Origin of the sequence: Ignatzschineria cameli, assembly GCF_003121895.1 — a bacterium.
In the GTDB taxonomy this organism is placed as follows: domain Bacteria; phylum Pseudomonadota; class Gammaproteobacteria; order Cardiobacteriales; family Wohlfahrtiimonadaceae; genus Ignatzschineria; species Ignatzschineria cameli.
Genome location: NZ_QEWW01000004.1, coordinates 60,778 through 79,461, shown reverse-complemented (window position 1 = coordinate 79,461; position 18,684 = coordinate 60,778). Strand labels below are relative to the sequence as shown.

The following is an 18,684-nucleotide window of genomic DNA, read 5'->3' as shown; positions in this document are numbered from 1 at the left end:
TTAACTTACAATTCTACCACTTGCGATCTTGAAACGATATCGATCATTAGAGATCTTAGTAGGATCGGTGCTACTCTAATTAAGATTTTAAGCCGGTGCCTTTCTGTAATAGATAGTACGCAACCGAAAAGAGTAGGATAAAAAATCCTAAAAGTAGGGCAATTGCCGTAACGATATTGATATCCGAGACACCTAAAATACTGTAACGGAAAGCGCTTACCATGTAGAGCACGGGGTTAAAGTAGGAGATATTTTGCCAAAACTCAGGCAGAAGAGAGACTGAGTAGAAGACACCCCCTAGATAGGTAAGCGGCGTTAAGATAAAGGTTGGAATAATAGAGATATCATCAAAGCTACGGGCAAAGATTGCATTGATCAAGCCCGCGAGGGAGAAGACAAGTGATGTAAGGAGGAAGATCAGTAACATAAGAAGGATATTATCGATCTTCATATCGATAAAGAAGAGGGCCACAATTGTTACGATTCCACCCACCGCTAAGCCTCGCGCAACGCCACCCATCACATAACCGGCGATAATGACCAAGTTTGGAACCGGCGCGACTAACATCTCTTCTATATGGTGTGAATATTTTGCACTAAAGAAGGAGGAGACAACATTGGAGTAGCTATTACTAATGACTGTCATCATAATGAGTCCCGGCGCAATAAATTGCGCATAGGTGACCCCATCCATTGCTCCCACTCGATCACCAATCACCTTTCCAAAGATAAGAAAGTAGAGAATTGTCGTGATTAGTGGCGGAAGTAGGGTTTGTGGCCAGATACGAACAAAACGGTAGATCTCTTTTGTTAAAATAGTATAAAAAGCGATCCAATAAGCGCGGTTACTCATCTTTTGCTCCTGTAATTTGTGGTTGATTAGTAATGCGAAGGAAGAGCTCCTCTAAGCGATTAGCTTTATTTCGCATGGTATCGATCTTAATGTTTTTAGTGTTGAGACCTATAAAGAGATCATTGATGGTATGTGGCTTTGTGATCTCTGCTTCTAATGTCATCGGATCGATCAATTTTAGCTCAATTCCTTCAATTTCAGGAAGGGCTGTTGCCGGAGCGCTTAGATCGAGGATAAAAGATTCCGATTGTAACTCTCGAAGAAGGGCGCTCATTGAGCTCTGCTGCACAATCTCACCATGATTGATAATGGCGATATTTTTACACATCTGTTCCGCTTCTTCTAAATAGTGGGTGGTGAGGATAATGGTTGTTCCAGCAGCATTAACGCGCTTCATTAGCTCCCAGGTCTGTCTGCGAATCTCAATATCAACACCGGCAGTGGGCTCATCGAGGATTAATAGACGTGGATTGTGGACTAAAGCTCGGGCAATCATTAGGCGTCGCTTCATACCGCCGGAGAGTTCGCGCGCCATCACTTTTGCTTTATCGCTTAAATCGAGCAGACGAAGTAACTCCGCGGTTCTCTTTTTAGCTTCAGCGCGAGGAATGCCGAGATAACCTGCTTGGTTGATCACAATCTCTTCACATGGCTCAAAGGGATTGAAGTTAAATTCTTGTGGCACTAGACCGATCATCGATTTAGCGAGATTACGATTTTTTTGGGCATCAACCCCAAAGACTTCAACATGACCCGATGAGGGTTGTACAAGATCGGTGATGATTCCGATAGTGGTTGATTTCCCCGCGCCATTGGGGCCAAGGAGTGCAAAGAAGTCACCCTCTTTCACTTCAAGATTGATCCCTTTTAGGGCAACCTTTCCATTTTGATACTGCTTTTTTAGGTCTGTGATTTTGAGTGCTAATGGCGTTGACATAAACGATCCTCATTAGTTTGTTCGATGATGGTGATCTTGATATTAATCTTGATATTGGTATTGATCTTACAACCTATAGTAACACTTAGGCTAATATTAATATCACTGCCACTATTGCTGTCACTATCAGTATCTAGGGCGATTACTCTAAGTGTTATGGGTTAAAATCGCACGATCTCATCGATTGTTATAGGTGAGTAGATATTTGAGAGATCTCTTTATTAGATATTTTGAGATCCCTTCTTAAAAACTTAAAACTTAAAACTTAAAACTTAAAATTTGAAAGCTCAGAGAGCGCTAGAAATAAATAAAGACCTCCTGCAGTGCAAAAGATCTTTATAAGATATTCCCGCTATCTGGGGTTATGAGCGAGATCGGCGGTCAGAGTCGTGATTCCCATCTCGTTTAAAATCTCGACCAGAATCTCTACCTCTTCCTGCTCCTCGTTGACCTTCATTGCGGTCGCGGTTAAAAGAGCGTGTTTCTGAGCGATTGTGGCGACGTGAATCTTGTGAGCCAAAGTTGCGTTCACTGCGCTCGCCACGATTGTCACGACCTGCACGATCTCTGCGATTATCAGGGCGATCAGAGGAAGGACGGCGCTCGAAACGATCATTGCTACGACCGAAGTTACTACGTTCACCACGATCACTGCGCTCGCCACGACCTGCGCGATCCCCGCGATTGTCAGGGCGATCAGATGATCTGCGTTCGAGACGATCATTGCTACGACCGAAGTTACTACGCTCACCACGATCACTGCGTTCGCCACGATTGTCACGGTCTCTGCGATTGTCAGGACGATCAGATGATCTGCGCTCGAAACGATCATTGCTACGGCCGAAGTTGCTACGTTCACCACGATCACTGCGCTCGCCACGACCTGCGCGATCTCCGCGATTGTCAGGGCGATCGGATGAAGGACGGCGCTCGAAACGATCATTACTACGGCCGAAGTTGCTACGTTCACCACGATCACTGCGCTCGCCACGACCTGCGCGATCTCCGCGATTGTCAGGGCGATCGGATGAAGGACGGCGCTCGAAACGATCATTACTACGACCGAAGTTACTACGCTCACCACGATCACTGCGTTCTCCACGCTCATCACTTCTTGGACGAGGAGAACGGCTCAGTTCACGGCGACGCTCTTGAACACTACCGATACGACGCGGTTTTGTTCTTTGACGCTCTTGCTTCTCATCAAGAACGACATGTTGATGCTCAAGACCCACCGATTCTACTAGCTCTTTTAAGACTTCAGGATCGATATCGATAAATTGTCCTTCACGTAATCCTGGTGGTAATTCCACGTTGCCATAACGAATACGAATAAGGCGTGAAACCATTAAACCTTGGGATTCCCAAAGACGGCGGACTTCTCGGTTTTTCCCACCTTTAACGGTGACGTGATACCAGAAGTTTGCGCCACTTCCGCCTGACCAGAGGATCTCTTCAAATTTTGAGACACCATCTTCAAACTCAATTCCATTGCGCATATTATCTGCCATCTCATCGGTAAACTCACCGATAACACGTACCGCATATTCGCGCTCTAGCTCATGGGAAGGGTGCATTAAACGATGGGCAAGTTCGCCATCATTAGTTACAAGGAGAAGCCCTTGGGTATTGATATCGAGACGACCAACGGTGATCCAACGACCATCGCGGATGCTCGGCAGGCTCTCGAAAATAGTAGGACGACCTTCAGGGTCGTGGCGGGTTGTAATCTCACCTACGGGCTTGTAATAGATTAAGACGCGACGCTCTTGTTCACTTTTGTCGATAGAAATTCGGCGATCATCTAGGTGGACACTCTCTGTTCCATCTATTTGGCAACCGAGCTCTGCGACTTCGCCATTCACCTTAATGCGACCCTCGCTAATCCAACCCTCAATCTCCCGGCGTGAACCAAATCCTAGGTTCGCTAAAACTTTCTGTAAACGTTCTTTCATGCTGTCCTTAAAATAGGAATTTTCAATTAAATAGGTCTTATTATAGCTGATCAAAGCATCGATTTATAGTGATCATTTAGCTTATCACTATGCAGTTCACCTTATCGGTCTCTCATCTTCATTTCATTTCATATAGTAAGCGATTACTATCGATGGGGTTTCTCGTAGAATTGCTGAGAGAGGACTGTCTGATAATGCTTCAATTGTCTGCTTTGCGGCACTTTATTGTTATTTTTTAGACTTCAATTTTCCCTCTTCTCCTCGGAGAAGTCTCTCAATATTGCTCTTATGGCGATAGATTAAAAAGAGATCCATAAAGATTACCGCACCAACGATCGCTGCCGGAGTATTAAAGAGATAGAGAAAGAGAGGAACGGAGATTGCCGCAGTAAGGGCAGAGAGTGAAGAGATTTTAGTTCCAAAGAAGATCAGTAACCAGACACCGAAAGCGCAGAGAGCCACGAAAGGATTGAGACCTAAGACCGCACCAAAAGCTGTTGCAACACCTTTGCCCCCTTTAAAGCCGAAAAATAGCGGATAGAGGTGACCTAAAAAGGCCGCGACTGCCACAAGAGAGATAATTGTGGGAGACTGACCGAGGATCTTAGCAAGTAGAACCGGGATTAAGCCTTTAAGTAGATCCCCTAAAAGGGTGAGAGCGGCAAGTTTTTTCCCGCCGATGCGCATCACATTAGTGGCGCCGGGGTTGCCGGAGCCTTCAGTTCTTGGGTCGGGTAGTCCAGCAAGTTTACAGAGAATAATCGCCGAAGAGAGCGAGCCGATTAAGTAACTTGCAATGATAAGTAGGAGTCCTAGGAATGTGATATTCATGGGGTGAAACCTCTATTAGAAAAGGGTTAGAAGTGGGAATTTAAATAGGGCGTTGTAACCGAAGTATCTTTTACTTCAAGATATTATTTCTTGCATCTTATATCTCTTGAGTTTGTTATGTTTACTGCTGTCTATTGTGTCACATAAGGTGATATAAGGTTATAACTATATGATTTTATAACTTTGTTATTTGGCTGTTTGGTTATTTTGCTATTTTTTATCCTTCTCTCTACTTTCGATATAGTCAAAGAATCGGGAGATTCGTTCTGCTTTTAATGTTTTCGTCATCGGCGGAAGACTATCGAGGAATCGTTTTCCGTAGCGACTCTTAGAGAGGCGCGGATCGGCAATAACGAGTAATCCATAATCATCATGATCGCGAATCAGCCGGCCAACTCCTTGTTTCAGTGCAATAATCGCTTTTGGGAGTTGATAGGTATTGAAAGGGTCATAGCCCTGTTCGCGAATTAGATCCATCTTCGCCTGCTCAATCGGATCGCCCGGAGAAGCGAAGGGGAATTTCTCAATAATGACACAAGAGAGCGCATCGCCCTTAACATCAACCCCTTCCCAAAAACTCATAGTTCCTAAGAGCACACCATTGCCGGATTCTTTAAACTCTTCGATCAGCTGCATCTTAGGAAGATCTCCCTGTACAAAGAGGGGGTAATCGGTCTTTCGTCCTAAGAGCTCTTTTGCTTCATTGAGCGCTCGATAACTGGTAAAAAGGATAAAAGCGCGTCCTTTTGTTACCTCTAAAATCGGGATAATCGCATCGATCATCTCCGGCAGAAAGCGAGGATCGCTCGGCAGTGGTAGATGATCAGGATGGTAGAGTAGAGAGGTTCGGGGATAATCGAAAGGGCTCTCTAGTTTTAAGGTATTCTTCTTCGATAACCCTAAGGGGCGGCAGAAGTAGCTAAAATCATCTTTGACCGCTAAAGTTGCCGAAGTGAAGATCCAGCTAGCATTGAGTAAGCCGCTATTTTTTCGAAACTGTTCGGAGATATCGAGCGGCGTTGAATGAAATGTGATGTTGAAGGTATAGGTCTCTAGCCAATTGATGGCATTGATAGAATCTGGGGTCTTTTCACTTAAGAGGAGAATCTTCCAGGTCATCGTCAGCTCTTCTAAACGATCGAGCAACTTTGTAAAGATTTGCGCGCGAACCTTGAGCGGGTCAACAATCTGCAGTAAGGTTTTGAGAATATCGTAAACCTCTTGGTAGAGATTTGTGATAATGGGGTTATCGGCAAACTCTGTTAAAGCGTAGCGTTGATTATATTGAGGGAGCGCTTTTCGTAGTTCTGTGAGCGCTTTAAAGAGTGCATCTGCCGCGGTATCGTGACCGCTGAAGTCAGGAGCATCTACGGCAATCGCTTTGTTGAGATCATCGATCCAATCATGAAATTGCTTCGTGGAAATTTGTGTACTAAAGAAGAGCCCGGCAGTCTCTGCAAGTTGGTGGGCCTCATCGATAATAATGATATCTGCCTCTGGCAGAAGCTCGCCAAAACCATCCTGTTTTAGTGCTAAGTCGGCACAAAGGAGATGGTGGTTAATGACCACAACATCAGAGTCCATCGCCTTTTTTCGAGCTTTAAAGACAAAGCACTCCTCATAATCAGGGCACTCATTGTGGAGGCAATTTTCGGTTGTGGAGGTCACTTGTGACCAGAGCTCTGTTTCGGTAATACCAGAGAGCTGCGTAATATCGCCGATAGCATCTTGTTGTGAGAAGCGTTCAATTCGAAAAAATTGCTCAACCTGTTTCTTATTCTCAAATCGTCCACGAGCGCGTAGCGTCTTTGTTCGATAGAGGCAGAGATAGTTACTGCGCCCCTTTAAGAGTGCTGTTGAGATCGGGTGTTTAATCACCTTCTTCAGTAAGGGGATATCCTTCTCATAGAGCTGATCTTGTAGATGTTTCGTTCCGGTTGAGATTAATGTCTTCTTTTTAGAGAGGAGTGCTGGCACAAGATAGGCAAAGGTCTTTCCTGTTCCTGTACCTGCTTCTACGATTAAGGTCTCTTGCTCCTCAATGGCAAGGGCGATTGCCTCAGCCATCTCAATCTGTTCATCACGTGGCTGATAACCATCAATGATGCTGCTTAATGCGCCATCTTGGGCGAAAAATTGCGTAATACGATCTCTATTCATAAGATTTTGATTCTACCGTAGGTTAGATCTGAGGATAAGAGGGGACTATTGTAACGTTTTTTTCAAAGAAGCGGGAGGAGATAATTGGCGGAGGAGGAAAGCCCCATTATTGCAATGAATTTGGGCAGAAGAAGAGTTGGGGAGGTGTTAGGCCATTTATTGATCTTAGAAACGATCTTAAGCATCATCGGCGCTTAGTTGCGAGTTGCTAGTTTGAAGTTCTAACAGAATAGAAACTTACAGTAGATATTTAAGGTAGATATCTAAAGAAGATAAATATTAGGGGGAACTAATCAATATAGAACAATGTCACTCTTTATGCTGATCTATTATTGCGCAATTCCTGAGAGGCGCATTCTTATGGGGAGCGTTAACAATATAATAGGGCTATCCCAAAACTTATCCACAGCTTGTGGGGATAAGAGGGGATAACCCTATTTAGTTAGCAAAAACCTTCTAAAGCTTGATTGTTACTGGTCTTGGAAGGGGGTTTCGGTCTCTGTATCGGGTGCAACATCGCCACCGACGATCACAGTGGTCATCTCTTGGGGGTTGACATGACGCTTAAAGGCTTCCTGAATCTCTTGAGGGGTAATTGCTCTCACTTTTTCTGGCAAAGTCTCATAATAATCGAGTGGTAATCCATAAGTTGCTAAGTTTAAGATGGCATAAGCTAGTTTAAGATTACTATCGAGATCGAGCACTAATGAGCCGATATAGTTATTCTTTGCACGCTCTAAAAGCTCAGGATCAGGTCCATTATCGATAAATTGTTTCACGACAGCTTTGGTCTGAGTAATGGCATCTTCAACGCTCTCATTTTTGGTAGAGAAGCTAATTGTAAAAGGACCTTCATAGAAGTTGGGGGAAAAACGGCTATAGATACCATAAGTTAATCCCTCTTTTTCTCGAATCGTTGTCATTAAGAGTGAGGTTAAACCGCTTCCACCTAAAAGATGATTCCCAATCATTAGAGGAAGATAATCGGGACTAAAGCGATCGATTGCGGGTTGACCCATCATGACTTGTGTCTGTGGGCTATTGAAATATTTTTCATAGGTGAGATTCATGGAGACGGGCTCAATTTGAGCTATTGCCGGATGGATCTCGCCGGGCCCTAAAATCTGGCTAATTTGAGCCGATACCTTTTTGGCATCCTCTTCTGAAATATCCCCAACAAAGATGATCTTTGCGCCATGAGCATCATAATATTGCTCTTGGAATGCCTTTACATCGCCTAGACTCATCTTTGTAAGTGATGCTTGTAACATCTCTGAAGTGGCGCCAATCACGCTATTGGGGTAGAGCGCAGCATAGTAGAGCTCATTGGCAATCGCAGAGGGATTATCGAGGCGAGCTTTTTGGCTATCGATTGCTTGGGTGATCTCTCTTTTGAAGACCTTCTCCTCAAAGCGCGGTGATTGCAACATCTCATAGAGCAGATCTAAGCTTGGTTGAAGCAGGGATGCTTTGCTTAGTGAGCGTAGGGAGAAGAGCGTATGATAGGTAGAGCTTGACGCAGTGATTGAGCTTTGTAATTGGTCGAGCTTCAATAGAAGCGCCTCTTCATCGAGCGATTGCGTTCCTGAGGTAACCATCTTAGCGGTCATCGCCGCTAAACCATAGCTATCGCCTTCACGAATCGATCCCGCTTCGAGCGAGAGGATAAGATCAACCATCGGAATTTCTGGCGCATAAAGGTAGTAGACCTCAGCCCCTTCATCGGTACGCCAAGTCTCAACATCGGTTGCAGCTTGTGCGCTTAAGCTGGCAAAAAATGGGATTGTGAAGAGGAGGGTTGTGAAGAACTTTCTCATAATCTGTCTCATTATCATTCCTTTTTAAAGCAACATGAACGCTTAAAGCGGTGCGATCTCATGGCGCTCTTGAGCGGCTTGTTGTGGATGGAGTGTTGCGATTGTGGCTTGCTGATCATTGAGATATTTTTGTGCGACTTCGCGAATCATCTCCGGGGTGACCTTCTTCAAGCGTTCGACACGATTCTCTGCATTTTGCCAACCTTCACCGGTAGTTTCAGCTTGACCGATTAACATCGCTTGCGTTGCTACGGAATCTTGACTGTAGATATTTCCCGCTTCATAGAGACCGATAATACGCTCGATCTCCTCTTCAGAGACAAGCTCATTTTGTAGAAGGGCAATCTCTTTTTTTAAGCTCTGCTCAAGTTGTGTTAAAGAGACCCCTTCTGCAGGAACAGCGACAAAGGTAAAGGGCGTTGTGTAGCGAGCACCATAGTTGTAGTAACTGCCAGCTTCTAATGCAATCTGCTCATCACGCACTAAGCGTTTAGGAAGGCGAGAAGAGGAGGTGCCATCTAAGATTAAAGAGGCGAGAAGAAGGGCATCGGGCTCTTGGCTCTCTGCAGGATCGACCTCATTGATACTAGGAACTTTATAACCCATAAAGAGAAGCGGCATATTAGCGGGGATTGCAAGATCGATCCGTTTCTCTCCTTTTTGTGCAACTTCAAAATTGTGAGGGCGGGTAATTTCTTCGCTCGGAGGAATATCTCCAAAATATTGCTCAACAAGGGCGATCGTTTTTTTAGGATCAATATCACCAACAATTACAACTGTGGCATTATTGGGGGCATAAAATTGTTGATACCAATTTGCAAGATCCTCTAAAGTCCAGCCTTCAATCTCCGGCATCCAGCCAATTACCGGATTGCGATAGGCGCTTGTGGTAAAGAGATTGGCATTAAATGCTTCATAGAGTTGTGCTTGCGGATTACTATCGGTCCGTTGCCGGCGCTCTTCTGCAACAACGAGTCGTTCAGGGGTAAAATCTTCTGCGCGAAGCTCTAAGTTCTGCATTCGATCAGCCTCTAATTTGAGGGCCGTCTCTAGCTCCCATGCCGGTAGATTCTCAAAGTAGGCGGTATAATCGGTGGAGGTGAAAGCATTATCTCGACCACCAAGGTTAGCAATAATCATCGAATGCTCATTAGGGCCTAAAGTATCGGTTCCTTTAAACATCATATGCTCTAGCATATGGGAGATTCCCCCAAGGCCTCGCGGTTCATCTACCGATCCTACTTTATACCAGACCATTGAGGTGACAACCGGTGCCCGATGATCTTCTCTGACGATCACTTTTAAGCCATTATCGAGCTCAGTTTCATAGGTGTTATCGATAATACGTACTCTTTCGGTTGCTGTTTCGGCAATAGCGATGATTGAGGAAAAAGAAAAAGCGGCAATAAAGAGAGTTGCCGCTTTTTTGAGAGGGTGTACTTTTTTCATAGTCTCCTCCTAATAGAAGATAGATTGATGTAATAGGGCAGGTTGCCCATCTATTCAACAGTTAATGTTGTCCCCGTGACAAAGGGTTGTTCAGGGTCATTGAGCTGCCATACAAGATCGATCACTTTACGTAACTCTTTCGGGTTAGGCGCACCTTCCGGCATCACACTCATACGAAGGGCTGAGTTGATACAGACCGGATCGATAGCATTAAAGGAGATCTTCTGCTCTGATTCATTCTCTAAGGCAAAGATCTTCATCATTGTCTCTAAGCCCGCTTTAGCAATCGCATAGCTGCCCCAATAGGCACGATCACCTTTCGCAACTTCATCATGGGTAAAGAAGATCACAGAAGCGCGATCAGATTGATCAAGAAGTGGCAACATTGCATGAGTTAAAAAGTAGGGCGCATTGAGGGTAATATCAAGTCCATGATGCCATTTTTCAGGGCTGGTATGGGCAAGGGGAGTTAAGTAACCAAGGTTGATGGCTGCATGGACAATACCATCAAGTTTTCCAAACTCTAACGCTAGGTTTTGAGCAAGATTGTAGTAATCGAGATCTTCTACTTTTAGAAAGTCCATTGCCACAATAGCAGGTTCTGCTCCCCCTCGGTTGACAATAATGTCATAGATGGGGTTGAGCTTCTCCTCTTTTCGCCCCATGAGGATAATGGTCGCACCGAGATCGGCAAGGCGTAAAGCAGATTCTTTTCCGATAGCACCTGAAGCACCAGTGACTAAAATGATACGACCTGTTAATGGTTTTGACATATAAAATCCTTCTCTAAATTGATACCCAAATCTATCTCTATAGTTGAATCAAATATTGTGAATCAATCCTTGATCGTTGTTAGAAGACCAAGGATTTTAGCCCTGCCATTTACGCTTTTGTCGCATAGAGGAGATAATTCATGCTGACATCATCGGTCAGAGTTGCGACTCGCGTAAAGGGGTTATAACTCATCCCTACAATCTTTTTGACAGTTAAGCCGTAACTTTCACACATCTCATAGAGTTCTAGGGGCGTGATTAACTTGTTATAGTCATGGGTTCCCTTCGGAACGATGCGCAGAATACTCTCAGCCGCAAAGAGTGCTAGAGCTCTCGATTTTAAGGTGCGATTGATGGTTGAGAAGAAGATATCGCCCCCCGGTTTTAACATTTTGCTCGCCGCCTCAATAATTGCACTTGGCGTAGGAACATGTTCGAGCATCTCAAGACAGGTGATTAGATCAAATGCCTCATGATGATTTTCGGCAAACTCTTCAGCGGTAGTCACTTGATAATCGATCTTAAGATGATTCTCTTGAGCATGCGCTTTAGCGATCGCAATCGCATTAGGAGCCATATCGATTCCGGTCGTTTTGGCATGACGCTTAGCTAAGCCTTCGGTAATGATTCCGCCACCGCAACCGATATCGAGGGCTTTAATTCCGGCAAGATTAACAAACTGCTCAATAAACTCAAAACGGGTAGGATTGATATCGTGTAGGGTTTTCAATTCACCTTCGCGATTCCACCAATCTTGATCATTAAACTTCTCAATTTCATCGTGTGATACATTACTCATTACGTGTAGCCTCCTCGCGTAGGCGCGTCATCTGTTCGATTGCTGCTTTTTGAGCAGCCTCTTTAATGCTATTACTATTTTGCTGAGCAGCTCCTTTTGCAGGCTCAATAACAGTGGTGTTGATGCTCTCTAGGAAGTTTTCGGGAATCATCGAGCCAAGAGTTTCCGCCCACGATGATGCCATGCCGGAAAATTTAGCATTTTTCCAATATTCACTCTCTTTAAAGGGGGATTCAATAATAAAGAGGGAGATCACAGCAACGATAAAGATCCCTCTTAAAAGCCCAAAGATAGTACCGAGGAGTCTATCTGGCCAGGAGATACTCAATTTGCGAAGAACAAAGGTGATCAAAAGATTGACCAATCCTAAAATAATAAGGAGCGCGATAAAGGTGATAGCAAAACTGATAAGATCGCCGAAGATCGACTCATCACCACTTAAGGCATTTGCACTACCGCCAAAGAGGTTGGGGAGCATCTTGCCCACATCTTGATAGTAGAAGACAGCTCCCATAAATGCTAATACCCAGACGATCAATGAGAGAGCCTCTGAGATAAAGCCTCTAAAGAATGCCACAATGACAGAGATAGCAATAATAGCAATAATGATGGCATCAATAATGGTTGAGATATCCACGTTAATGAGCTCCTAGTCCAATAGTTTTTTGTAGATAGATCACGTTTATTTCCCTCTCTTCTCATTTCTCTTATCACTTCTTTTATCCTTTGAGGGGGTGTAAGAGGGAAGAGGTAAAAGTGATCTCTGTGTTTTTGTATTTTATTTTCTGTACTTCTGTACTTCTGTATTTCTGTAACTCTATACTTTTTTATTAACTTATTTCGCCTGTACAACAGATGGTTTTAATGACCCGCTTCTAGTACGTGATTGTACTTGTTCAGCCTCTTTTTTGGTAGCATAAGGGCCAATTTGCACACGATTTAATTTGTTATCTTTTAAGATTCGAACGTTATATCCCTTCTGTTTAAACTCATTCATCAACTTTTGTGCATTTGCACTATTGCCGAAAGCACCTAACTGCACATACCAAGATCCTTGCGCTGCCACTTTGGGCGCTTGGGGTGTTTGGGCTTTTTGCGGCGCTTTCGCGCTATTTTTTTCACTATCGGCAATTAGCTCAATCTTTGGCATCACCGGCTCTTTTTTTGCAGTTGTCTTCGGTTTTTCAACCTCTTTTTTAGGCGCTGGGGTCACTTTAGGTGGCTCGATACTCGCTAAAATAATGGCATTCTCCTCTTTAATGCTCTTGCCTTGCTCAACACTTTGCCAGAGCTCTTCACCGATGATATCGCCGGGTGCATTACTATTGCTAACAATTTCAGTGATCTCTTTTCCAGATTGGCTTTCGAGAATAATCGGCGGAGCAATCTCTTGCGGCTCTTTTTTCGCTGTAGAGGTGATGCTAATGGCTGGCTTTTGCGCATTATTTGCCTGAGGAGTTGTGCTCGGTAACTTATCGGAAGGCTGTAGGAGAAGCACTGCGATGAGCCCTACAAGAGCAAGAAGAAATATTCCACCGATCAGGCGCTGTAGTAGTGATTTTGTTAGCGTATTAGACATATCGATTCTCTTTAAACCAGTTGAGGCTATCTGCCATCATATGAAATGAACCAAAAACAATAATAATATCTTGTGGTCGAGCCTTCTCTAACGCAAGTTTGCAACCTGCGGCAATGGAAGGCGCCACAAGAATGGTTTGTTGAATAATAGGTTGAATCTTTGCTGCGAGAGCCTCGCCCGATTGACCCCGATCACAATCATCAATTGTTGCAGTAATCCATGATTGAATCACTTCTTTTAAGGGCGTTGCTAATGCCACGGAGTCCTTATCTTTAAGCATCCCTAAAAGGGCGATAATCTCAAATGATTCCCCCTTTTCAGACCGAAGATCCTCAATTAATGATTTTAACACAAGTGCTCCTTGAGGGTTATGTGTCACATCAAGATAGATTAAGGGGCTATCGGGCCGGGAGAGTTGCTGAAAGCGCCCCTCTAATTTTACTCGCTTTAATCCTTCTACAATGATCTCTTGAGAGGGCGTTATGCCAAGTTTTGAAGCACCAATGTAGAGGGCGGTAATTGCTGTTGCCGCATTTTGATATTGATGCAATCCTTTAAGAGCGGGAGCAGGGAGAGTAAGCTCAGGCATCTTTTGAAATTGATAGTGAAACTTCCCCGATTTTTGCAGCTGATAGTGAAAATCTCGTCCATTTTGATAGAGCGTTGCCGAGCTTTCAGTAACGCGTTTTGTAATGGAGATATTGGGTGAGGCTTCAGCAGTGATAACAGCAGCACGATCTTTAATAATGCCCGCTTTCTCTCGGGCAATCTCTTCGATAGTGTTGCCTAGTTGTGCTGTATGATCGATACCGATTGGGGTGATGACGGCAATATCAGCATCGATAATATTGGTTGAATCGAGCCGCCCCCCGAGTCCTACCTCAAGAACCGCAACATCAACTTGCTTCTCTTTAAAGAGATAGAATGCCGCTAATGTGGCAAATTCAAAGTAGGTGAGAGTGATTTCGCCTCGAGCTGCTTCAATCGCTTCAAATGCAGCGATAATATCGCAATCTTCTGCCTCTTCTAGATCGATGCGTATCCGCTCATTAAAGCGCCAAATATGGGGAGAGGTAAAGAGTCCAACTCGCTTTCCGGCACTATGGTAGAGATTGGCGATTGTGGTTGAGGTTGAACCTTTTCCATTCGTACCGGCAACGGTGATAATAAGCGGCGCGATCTTGCCAAGATTGAGGTTCTTTAGAACGGTTTTGATACGCTCTAATTTAAAGTCCATCGAAAGAGGATGAATAGCCTCTAAGTAGGTGAGCCAGGATTGAAGGGAACGATTCGAAGCCATAGTCATCTCTGCCCTTAGTAGAATCTATAAGCGATTAATGGGTTGATTGGGAGTTAAACTACCAAACTAATAAGGTGATACATTAGGTTATTGATTAGGTAACAATGTTGCTCAAGTATCGACTAAATGTCAGTCAAATATCGATCAAATGCCGATCAAGCGTCGATCAGGTATTGATCAAGTCTTATTAAATAGGAGTGATTAAATAGAGGTAAGGAGATATCCCGAAACTATCTGTTAGGGGATATCTCAATAGCGATTAGTATTAGTGATGATTGAGGATTAACCCACCTCTTCTAACGGCTTACCTTGATGTGTTAATTTTGCAAGGAGGCTTGCAATCTCATTTCGAAGTTCTCGGCGATCGACAATCATATCGATCGCTCCTTTCTCAAGGAGGAACTCAGAGCGTTGGAATCCTTCTGGTAATTTCTCTCGAACAGTCTGTTCAATAACGCGGGGGCCCGCAAAGCCGATAAGTGCATAAGGTTCAGCGATATTGATATCTCCTAACATCGCTAAACTTGCAGAAACACCACCAAATGTGGGGTCTGTTAAAACAGAGATAAAGGGTAAATGCTCTTCATTAAGACGGGCAATCCCTGCGGATGTTTTCGCCATCTGCATAAGGGAGGTTAAGCCCTCTTGCATCCGCGCACCACCGCTTGTCATAAAGCAGACGAGTGGAACTTTATGCTCGAGACTATGGTTGACCGCACGAATAAAGCGCTCACCGACAACAGAGCCCATTGAGCCACCCATAAAGTTAAAGTTAAAAGAAGCGGCAACAATTGGCATTCCTTTAAGGGTTCCTGACATTGCAATTAACGCTTCAGTTTCACCTGTTGATTTTTGTGCATCGAGAAGACGATCACGATAGCGACGACTATCTTTAAAGTTTAAAAAATCAACCGATTCGATCTCTGCACCAATCTCAGTTGTCGAATCTTTATCTAAAAATGTTGTTAATCTTGTACGAGGATCGATGCGCATATGAGCATTACATTTTGGGCAAACCTCAAGGTTCGCTGCAAGCTCTTGTTGATAGAGAATGGCATCGCAAGAACGGCACTTTGCCCAGACACCTTCCGGAACTGTATTCTCCTTCTTCGTTGTGCGGATCATTGGAATTATACGCTCAAACCAGTTCATTCTATAACCATCCTTTTTTAATATATTCTTTAGTATCGGTTGCTACATGAGTCGATCTATTTGTAATGATCAACTCACGCCAATCAAGTTGTGAGGTTTCGAAATATAAAAATATGAAGATTTCGAGTTGAATACTCAATTTTCTCATAAAAGAGAGAAATAGCCAATGAGGATTTTCTCGAATCATGAAGGAGCGATTCTCTAATGAGGTGCTTTGAGATTCTCTTTTTTCGGTAGAAAATAGATGCAGCAATGAATCAATGCTCGTAAATGGAATTTTGATCCGTTATAATCAGTACGAATTTAGTGCTAATTTAAGGTTGAAGATTATTTACCATGAGTTTTGATATAAAAGCGGGCAGTGGAGCGGATATTAAAGCGCTCTATCAAGAGGTGATTTTAGATCACAATCGTAATCCTCGAAACTTCCATAAAATTGACCCATGCTCTCATCATGCAGAAGGGCATAATCCGCTCTGTGGCGATCAGATTGAGGTCTATCTCAATATTGAAGATGGTGTTATTACCGATATTGCTTTTCAAGGAGAGGGGTGTGCCATCTCAACAGCCTCAAGTTCCATGATGACAGAGGCGATAAAGGGGAAGAGTATTGCTGAGGCAGAAGCGCTCTTTCAGCGATTTCATGATGCGGTGACGCTAGATGCGCCAGGAGAAGGATTAGGTGCGCTCCAGATTCTAACGGGAGTTCGCGAATATCCTGCACGTGTTAAGTGCGCCACATTACCATGGCATGCCCTCTACTCAGCCATTCATGCAAAAGATGAGGTTGTTCAGACAGAGTAGAATATCGGATGAAGTGGAATAGAAGTGGAATACTTTTGTCGATGTCGGCATGAGCAGAATAGATCTCACTAAGAGATCGATTAGACAGTACTAGACAGATTAGACATAGTAGACAGATTAGATTAGTAATTTTAGCTGAATCATTAATTGAATCATTAATTGAATTATTAATTAAATTAATAATTAAGAATTAGAAGGATAGAGATTTAAATGGATATGAATCGCGATGAGCCTAATTTCCCGCAGATTCTCTTTGCAGAGGGTGTTGCGCCGGATGAGAAGGTAGATGAACTGATTGAAGGGATTGTAGATGCTATTAAGAAAGTATATGACCCGGAGATTCCTGTAGATATCTATGAGTTAGGATTGATCTACGCAATTGAGTTTCTTGATCTGACGGAGAACAATATTCGTATCCGGATCGATATGACTTTAACCGCACCAGGATGCCCGGTTGCCGGTGAGATGCCCGGTTGGGTTTCAAATGCGGTCTACTCCATCCCTGAGATTAAAGAGTGCATGGTTGATCTAGTTTGGGAACCGTTCTGGACGCCACAAAGAATGTCACTTCGTGCAAAATTAGAGTTGAATATGCTGTAATTTAGCATCACTCCGCAGATTAGGGATAAACATCGAAGCCTAGAATAGAATATTATTCTAGGCTTTTTTATATCCCTAGTGAAATCGGTTCAATAAAAACTGCTGGTACAGGATTTTAGAACGAGCACGAAACATTCGTCCCAGCTTTGCATTCATTGATAAAAGAGCGACATAAATAGATTTGCAGGGTGCCGGATAGAACTCTCTCCTTGCCTCTAGTTGTCGATGCGCCGGCATTTAAGCTAGCTTCTTTTGAACCGATTTTACTATAATTTTTGATCTTTTGATGAGGGACGAAAAGGTATAAGAAGCTTTATTGCAAGGCTTCTTATACTGTTGTTATTTGTATAGAACGTAAGATAGAACTTAATAATCTACCAAAATATCCTTAGTGATATCTTTAATGCTATTCGCGCCTGTTAGTGTCATTGCAACTTTCATCTCTTTTTGGAAAAGATCGAGAAGATTTTCAACGCCTTTTTGGCCTTGAGCGGCTAAAGCATAAGCATAAGCGCGTCCAATCATTACACTATCTGCGCCTAGGGCTATCATTCTCACAACATCAAGACCTGTACGTATTCCTGAGTCTGCCAATATTTTTATATCCCCTTTAACGGCATCTACGATTTTAGGCAGGGCTCTCGCGCTTGATAATACTCCATCTAATTGTCGCCCTCCATGATTTGAGACAACGATGCCATCAGCACCAAATCTGACAGCTTCTTTTGCATCTTCAGGATCAAGGATTCCTTTAATAATCATTGGACCTTCCCAAAATTCTCGAATCCATTCTAAATCTTTCCAGCAGATAGAGGGATCAAAGTTTTTAGTAAGCCAACCGATATAGTCTTCAAGATGTGTAGGCTCTCCTCGATATTTAGAAATATTGCCAAGATCGTGCGGCTTGCCTTTTAAACCAACATCCCACGCCCATTTAGGATGAAGAGATGCTTGAATCATACGGCGAAGATTGGCATTAGGTCCGCTCATTCCCGAGTGCGCATCTCTGTATCTTGCTCCTGGTGTTGGCATATCTACAGTAAATACTAAAGTTTTAACGCCGTTTTCTTTTGCACGCTCTAAAGCATTTTTCATAAAACCACGATCTTTGAGGACATAGAGCTGAAACCACATAGGTCGATCGATAGCAGGAACAACTTCCTCTATTGGGCAAACAGATACTGATGAGAGTGTAAAAGGAATGCCTTTATTGTCCGCAGCTTTAGCGGCCTGAACTTCCCCTCTTCTCGCGTACATTCCTGTTAAACCCACAGGAGCAAGGATGACGGGTAAATCAAGTTTGTCATCCCACAGCGTTGTTTCAGTACTCACATTCTCCATGTTATTTAGGACACGTTGTTTGAGTTCTATATCTGATAAGTCGGAAACATTACGTCTTAGAGTATGTTCTGCATAAGCTCCTCCATCAATATAGTGAAATAAAAATGGTGGGAGAGTTTTTTGCGCAGCTTTGCGGTAGTCTGTTGAAGCTGAAATTATCATGGAAGCTCCTCTTTCTGATGATCATTATTATTCTAATTTATATGATTCTTGATTGATATCTTTAAAAGATATCAATCAACTACTCATTCGGCTATCTTTTTGTTAAAAAAAATGTTTTATTAATTGCAAATAGTATTAATTTTAATAAATGAAAATAAATGAGCTTATGACG

Annotated in this window: 16 protein-coding genes; 2 read left to right on the top strand and 14 right to left on the bottom strand. The window is 43.4% G+C overall.

Going from position 1 to position 18,684, the window contains the following annotated elements; translation table 11 throughout:
* Positions 1-79 precede the first annotated feature (79 nt).
* The 13 genes from DC077_RS07025 to accD form a co-directional block, all read right to left on the bottom strand.
* On the bottom strand, positions 80-853 hold the full coding sequence (locus tag DC077_RS07025) for an ABC transporter permease (RefSeq protein WP_109201801.1): 774 nt from the start codon (positions 851-853) through the stop codon (positions 80-82).
* Positions 846-1,790, bottom strand: a complete 945-nt coding sequence (locus DC077_RS07020; protein WP_109201800.1) for an ABC transporter ATP-binding protein — start codon at positions 1,788-1,790, stop codon at positions 846-848. The genes DC077_RS07025 and DC077_RS07020 overlap by 8 nt, the downstream gene beginning before the upstream one ends.
* 362 nt (positions 1,791-2,152) lie before the next feature.
* Positions 2,153-3,745 (bottom strand): 23S rRNA pseudouridine(2605) synthase RluB, encoded by a 1,593-nt coding sequence (gene rluB / locus DC077_RS07015; protein ID WP_109201799.1) that lies wholly within the window; start codon positions 3,743-3,745, stop codon positions 2,153-2,155.
* Between the two features lie 228 nt (positions 3,746-3,973).
* Positions 3,974-4,576 (bottom strand): glycerol-3-phosphate 1-O-acyltransferase PlsY, encoded by a 603-nt coding sequence (gene plsY, locus DC077_RS07010; RefSeq protein ID WP_109201798.1) that lies wholly within the window; start codon positions 4,574-4,576, stop codon positions 3,974-3,976.
* A 210-nt stretch (positions 4,577-4,786) separates the two neighbouring features.
* Positions 4,787-6,736, bottom strand: a complete 1,950-nt coding sequence (locus tag DC077_RS07005; RefSeq protein ID WP_109201797.1) for a DNA repair helicase YoaA — start codon at positions 6,734-6,736, stop codon at positions 4,787-4,789.
* A gap of 470 nt (positions 6,737-7,206) precedes the next feature.
* Complete coding sequence (locus DC077_RS07000; protein WP_162297642.1) at positions 7,207-8,565, bottom strand: M16 family metallopeptidase; 1,359 nt, start codon at positions 8,563-8,565, stop codon at positions 7,207-7,209.
* A 30-nt stretch (positions 8,566-8,595) separates the two neighbouring features.
* A complete protein-coding gene (locus tag DC077_RS06995) occupies positions 8,596-10,002 on the bottom strand; it encodes a M16 family metallopeptidase (protein ID WP_109201795.1) in 1,407 nt (468 codons plus the stop codon).
* 50 nt (positions 10,003-10,052) lie between these two features.
* On the bottom strand, positions 10,053-10,775 hold the full coding sequence (locus DC077_RS06990; protein ID WP_109201794.1) for an SDR family NAD(P)-dependent oxidoreductase: 723 nt from the start codon (positions 10,773-10,775) through the stop codon (positions 10,053-10,055).
* Positions 10,776-10,884: 109 nt separating this feature from the next.
* Positions 10,885-11,574 (bottom strand): bifunctional 2-polyprenyl-6-hydroxyphenol methylase/3-demethylubiquinol 3-O-methyltransferase UbiG, encoded by a 690-nt coding sequence (gene ubiG / locus DC077_RS06985; protein ID WP_109201793.1) that lies wholly within the window; start codon positions 11,572-11,574, stop codon positions 10,885-10,887.
* Positions 11,567-12,211, bottom strand: a complete 645-nt coding sequence (locus DC077_RS06980) for a CvpA family protein (protein ID WP_157953508.1) — start codon at positions 12,209-12,211, stop codon at positions 11,567-11,569. Before DC077_RS06980 ends, ubiG begins: the two co-directional genes overlap by 8 nt.
* Positions 12,212-12,409: 198 nt before the next feature.
* Complete coding sequence (locus tag DC077_RS06975; RefSeq protein ID WP_109201791.1) at positions 12,410-13,153, bottom strand: SPOR domain-containing protein; 744 nt, start codon at positions 13,151-13,153, stop codon at positions 12,410-12,412.
* A complete protein-coding gene (locus DC077_RS06970) occupies positions 13,146-14,453 on the bottom strand; it encodes a bifunctional folylpolyglutamate synthase/dihydrofolate synthase (protein ID WP_109201904.1) in 1,308 nt (435 codons plus the stop codon). The genes DC077_RS06975 and DC077_RS06970 overlap by 8 nt, the downstream gene beginning before the upstream one ends.
* A 282-nt stretch (positions 14,454-14,735) precedes the next feature.
* The gene (accD, locus tag DC077_RS06965) at positions 14,736-15,605 is read right to left on the bottom strand and encodes an acetyl-CoA carboxylase, carboxyltransferase subunit beta (protein WP_109201790.1); all 870 of its coding nucleotides are present in this window, start codon (positions 15,603-15,605) and stop codon (positions 14,736-14,738) included.
* 336 nt (positions 15,606-15,941) lie between these two features.
* Here accD and sufU point away from each other — a divergent pair, with 336 nt between their 5' ends.
* Positions 15,942-16,409 (top strand): Fe-S cluster assembly sulfur transfer protein SufU, encoded by a 468-nt coding sequence (gene sufU, locus DC077_RS06955; RefSeq protein WP_109201788.1) that lies wholly within the window; start codon positions 15,942-15,944, stop codon positions 16,407-16,409.
* Positions 16,410-16,619: 210 nt separating this feature from the next.
* Entirely contained in the window at positions 16,620-17,009 is a 390-nt protein-coding gene (locus DC077_RS06950) for an iron-sulfur cluster assembly protein (RefSeq protein ID WP_275663913.1), read from the top strand.
* 366 nt (positions 17,010-17,375) lie between these two features.
* Here the strand turns inward: DC077_RS06950 and lldD are convergent, their stop codons facing one another.
* The gene (lldD, locus tag DC077_RS06945) at positions 17,376-18,512 is read right to left on the bottom strand and encodes an FMN-dependent L-lactate dehydrogenase LldD (protein ID WP_109201787.1); all 1,137 of its coding nucleotides are present in this window, start codon (positions 18,510-18,512) and stop codon (positions 17,376-17,378) included.
* Positions 18,513-18,684 lie beyond the last annotated feature (172 nt).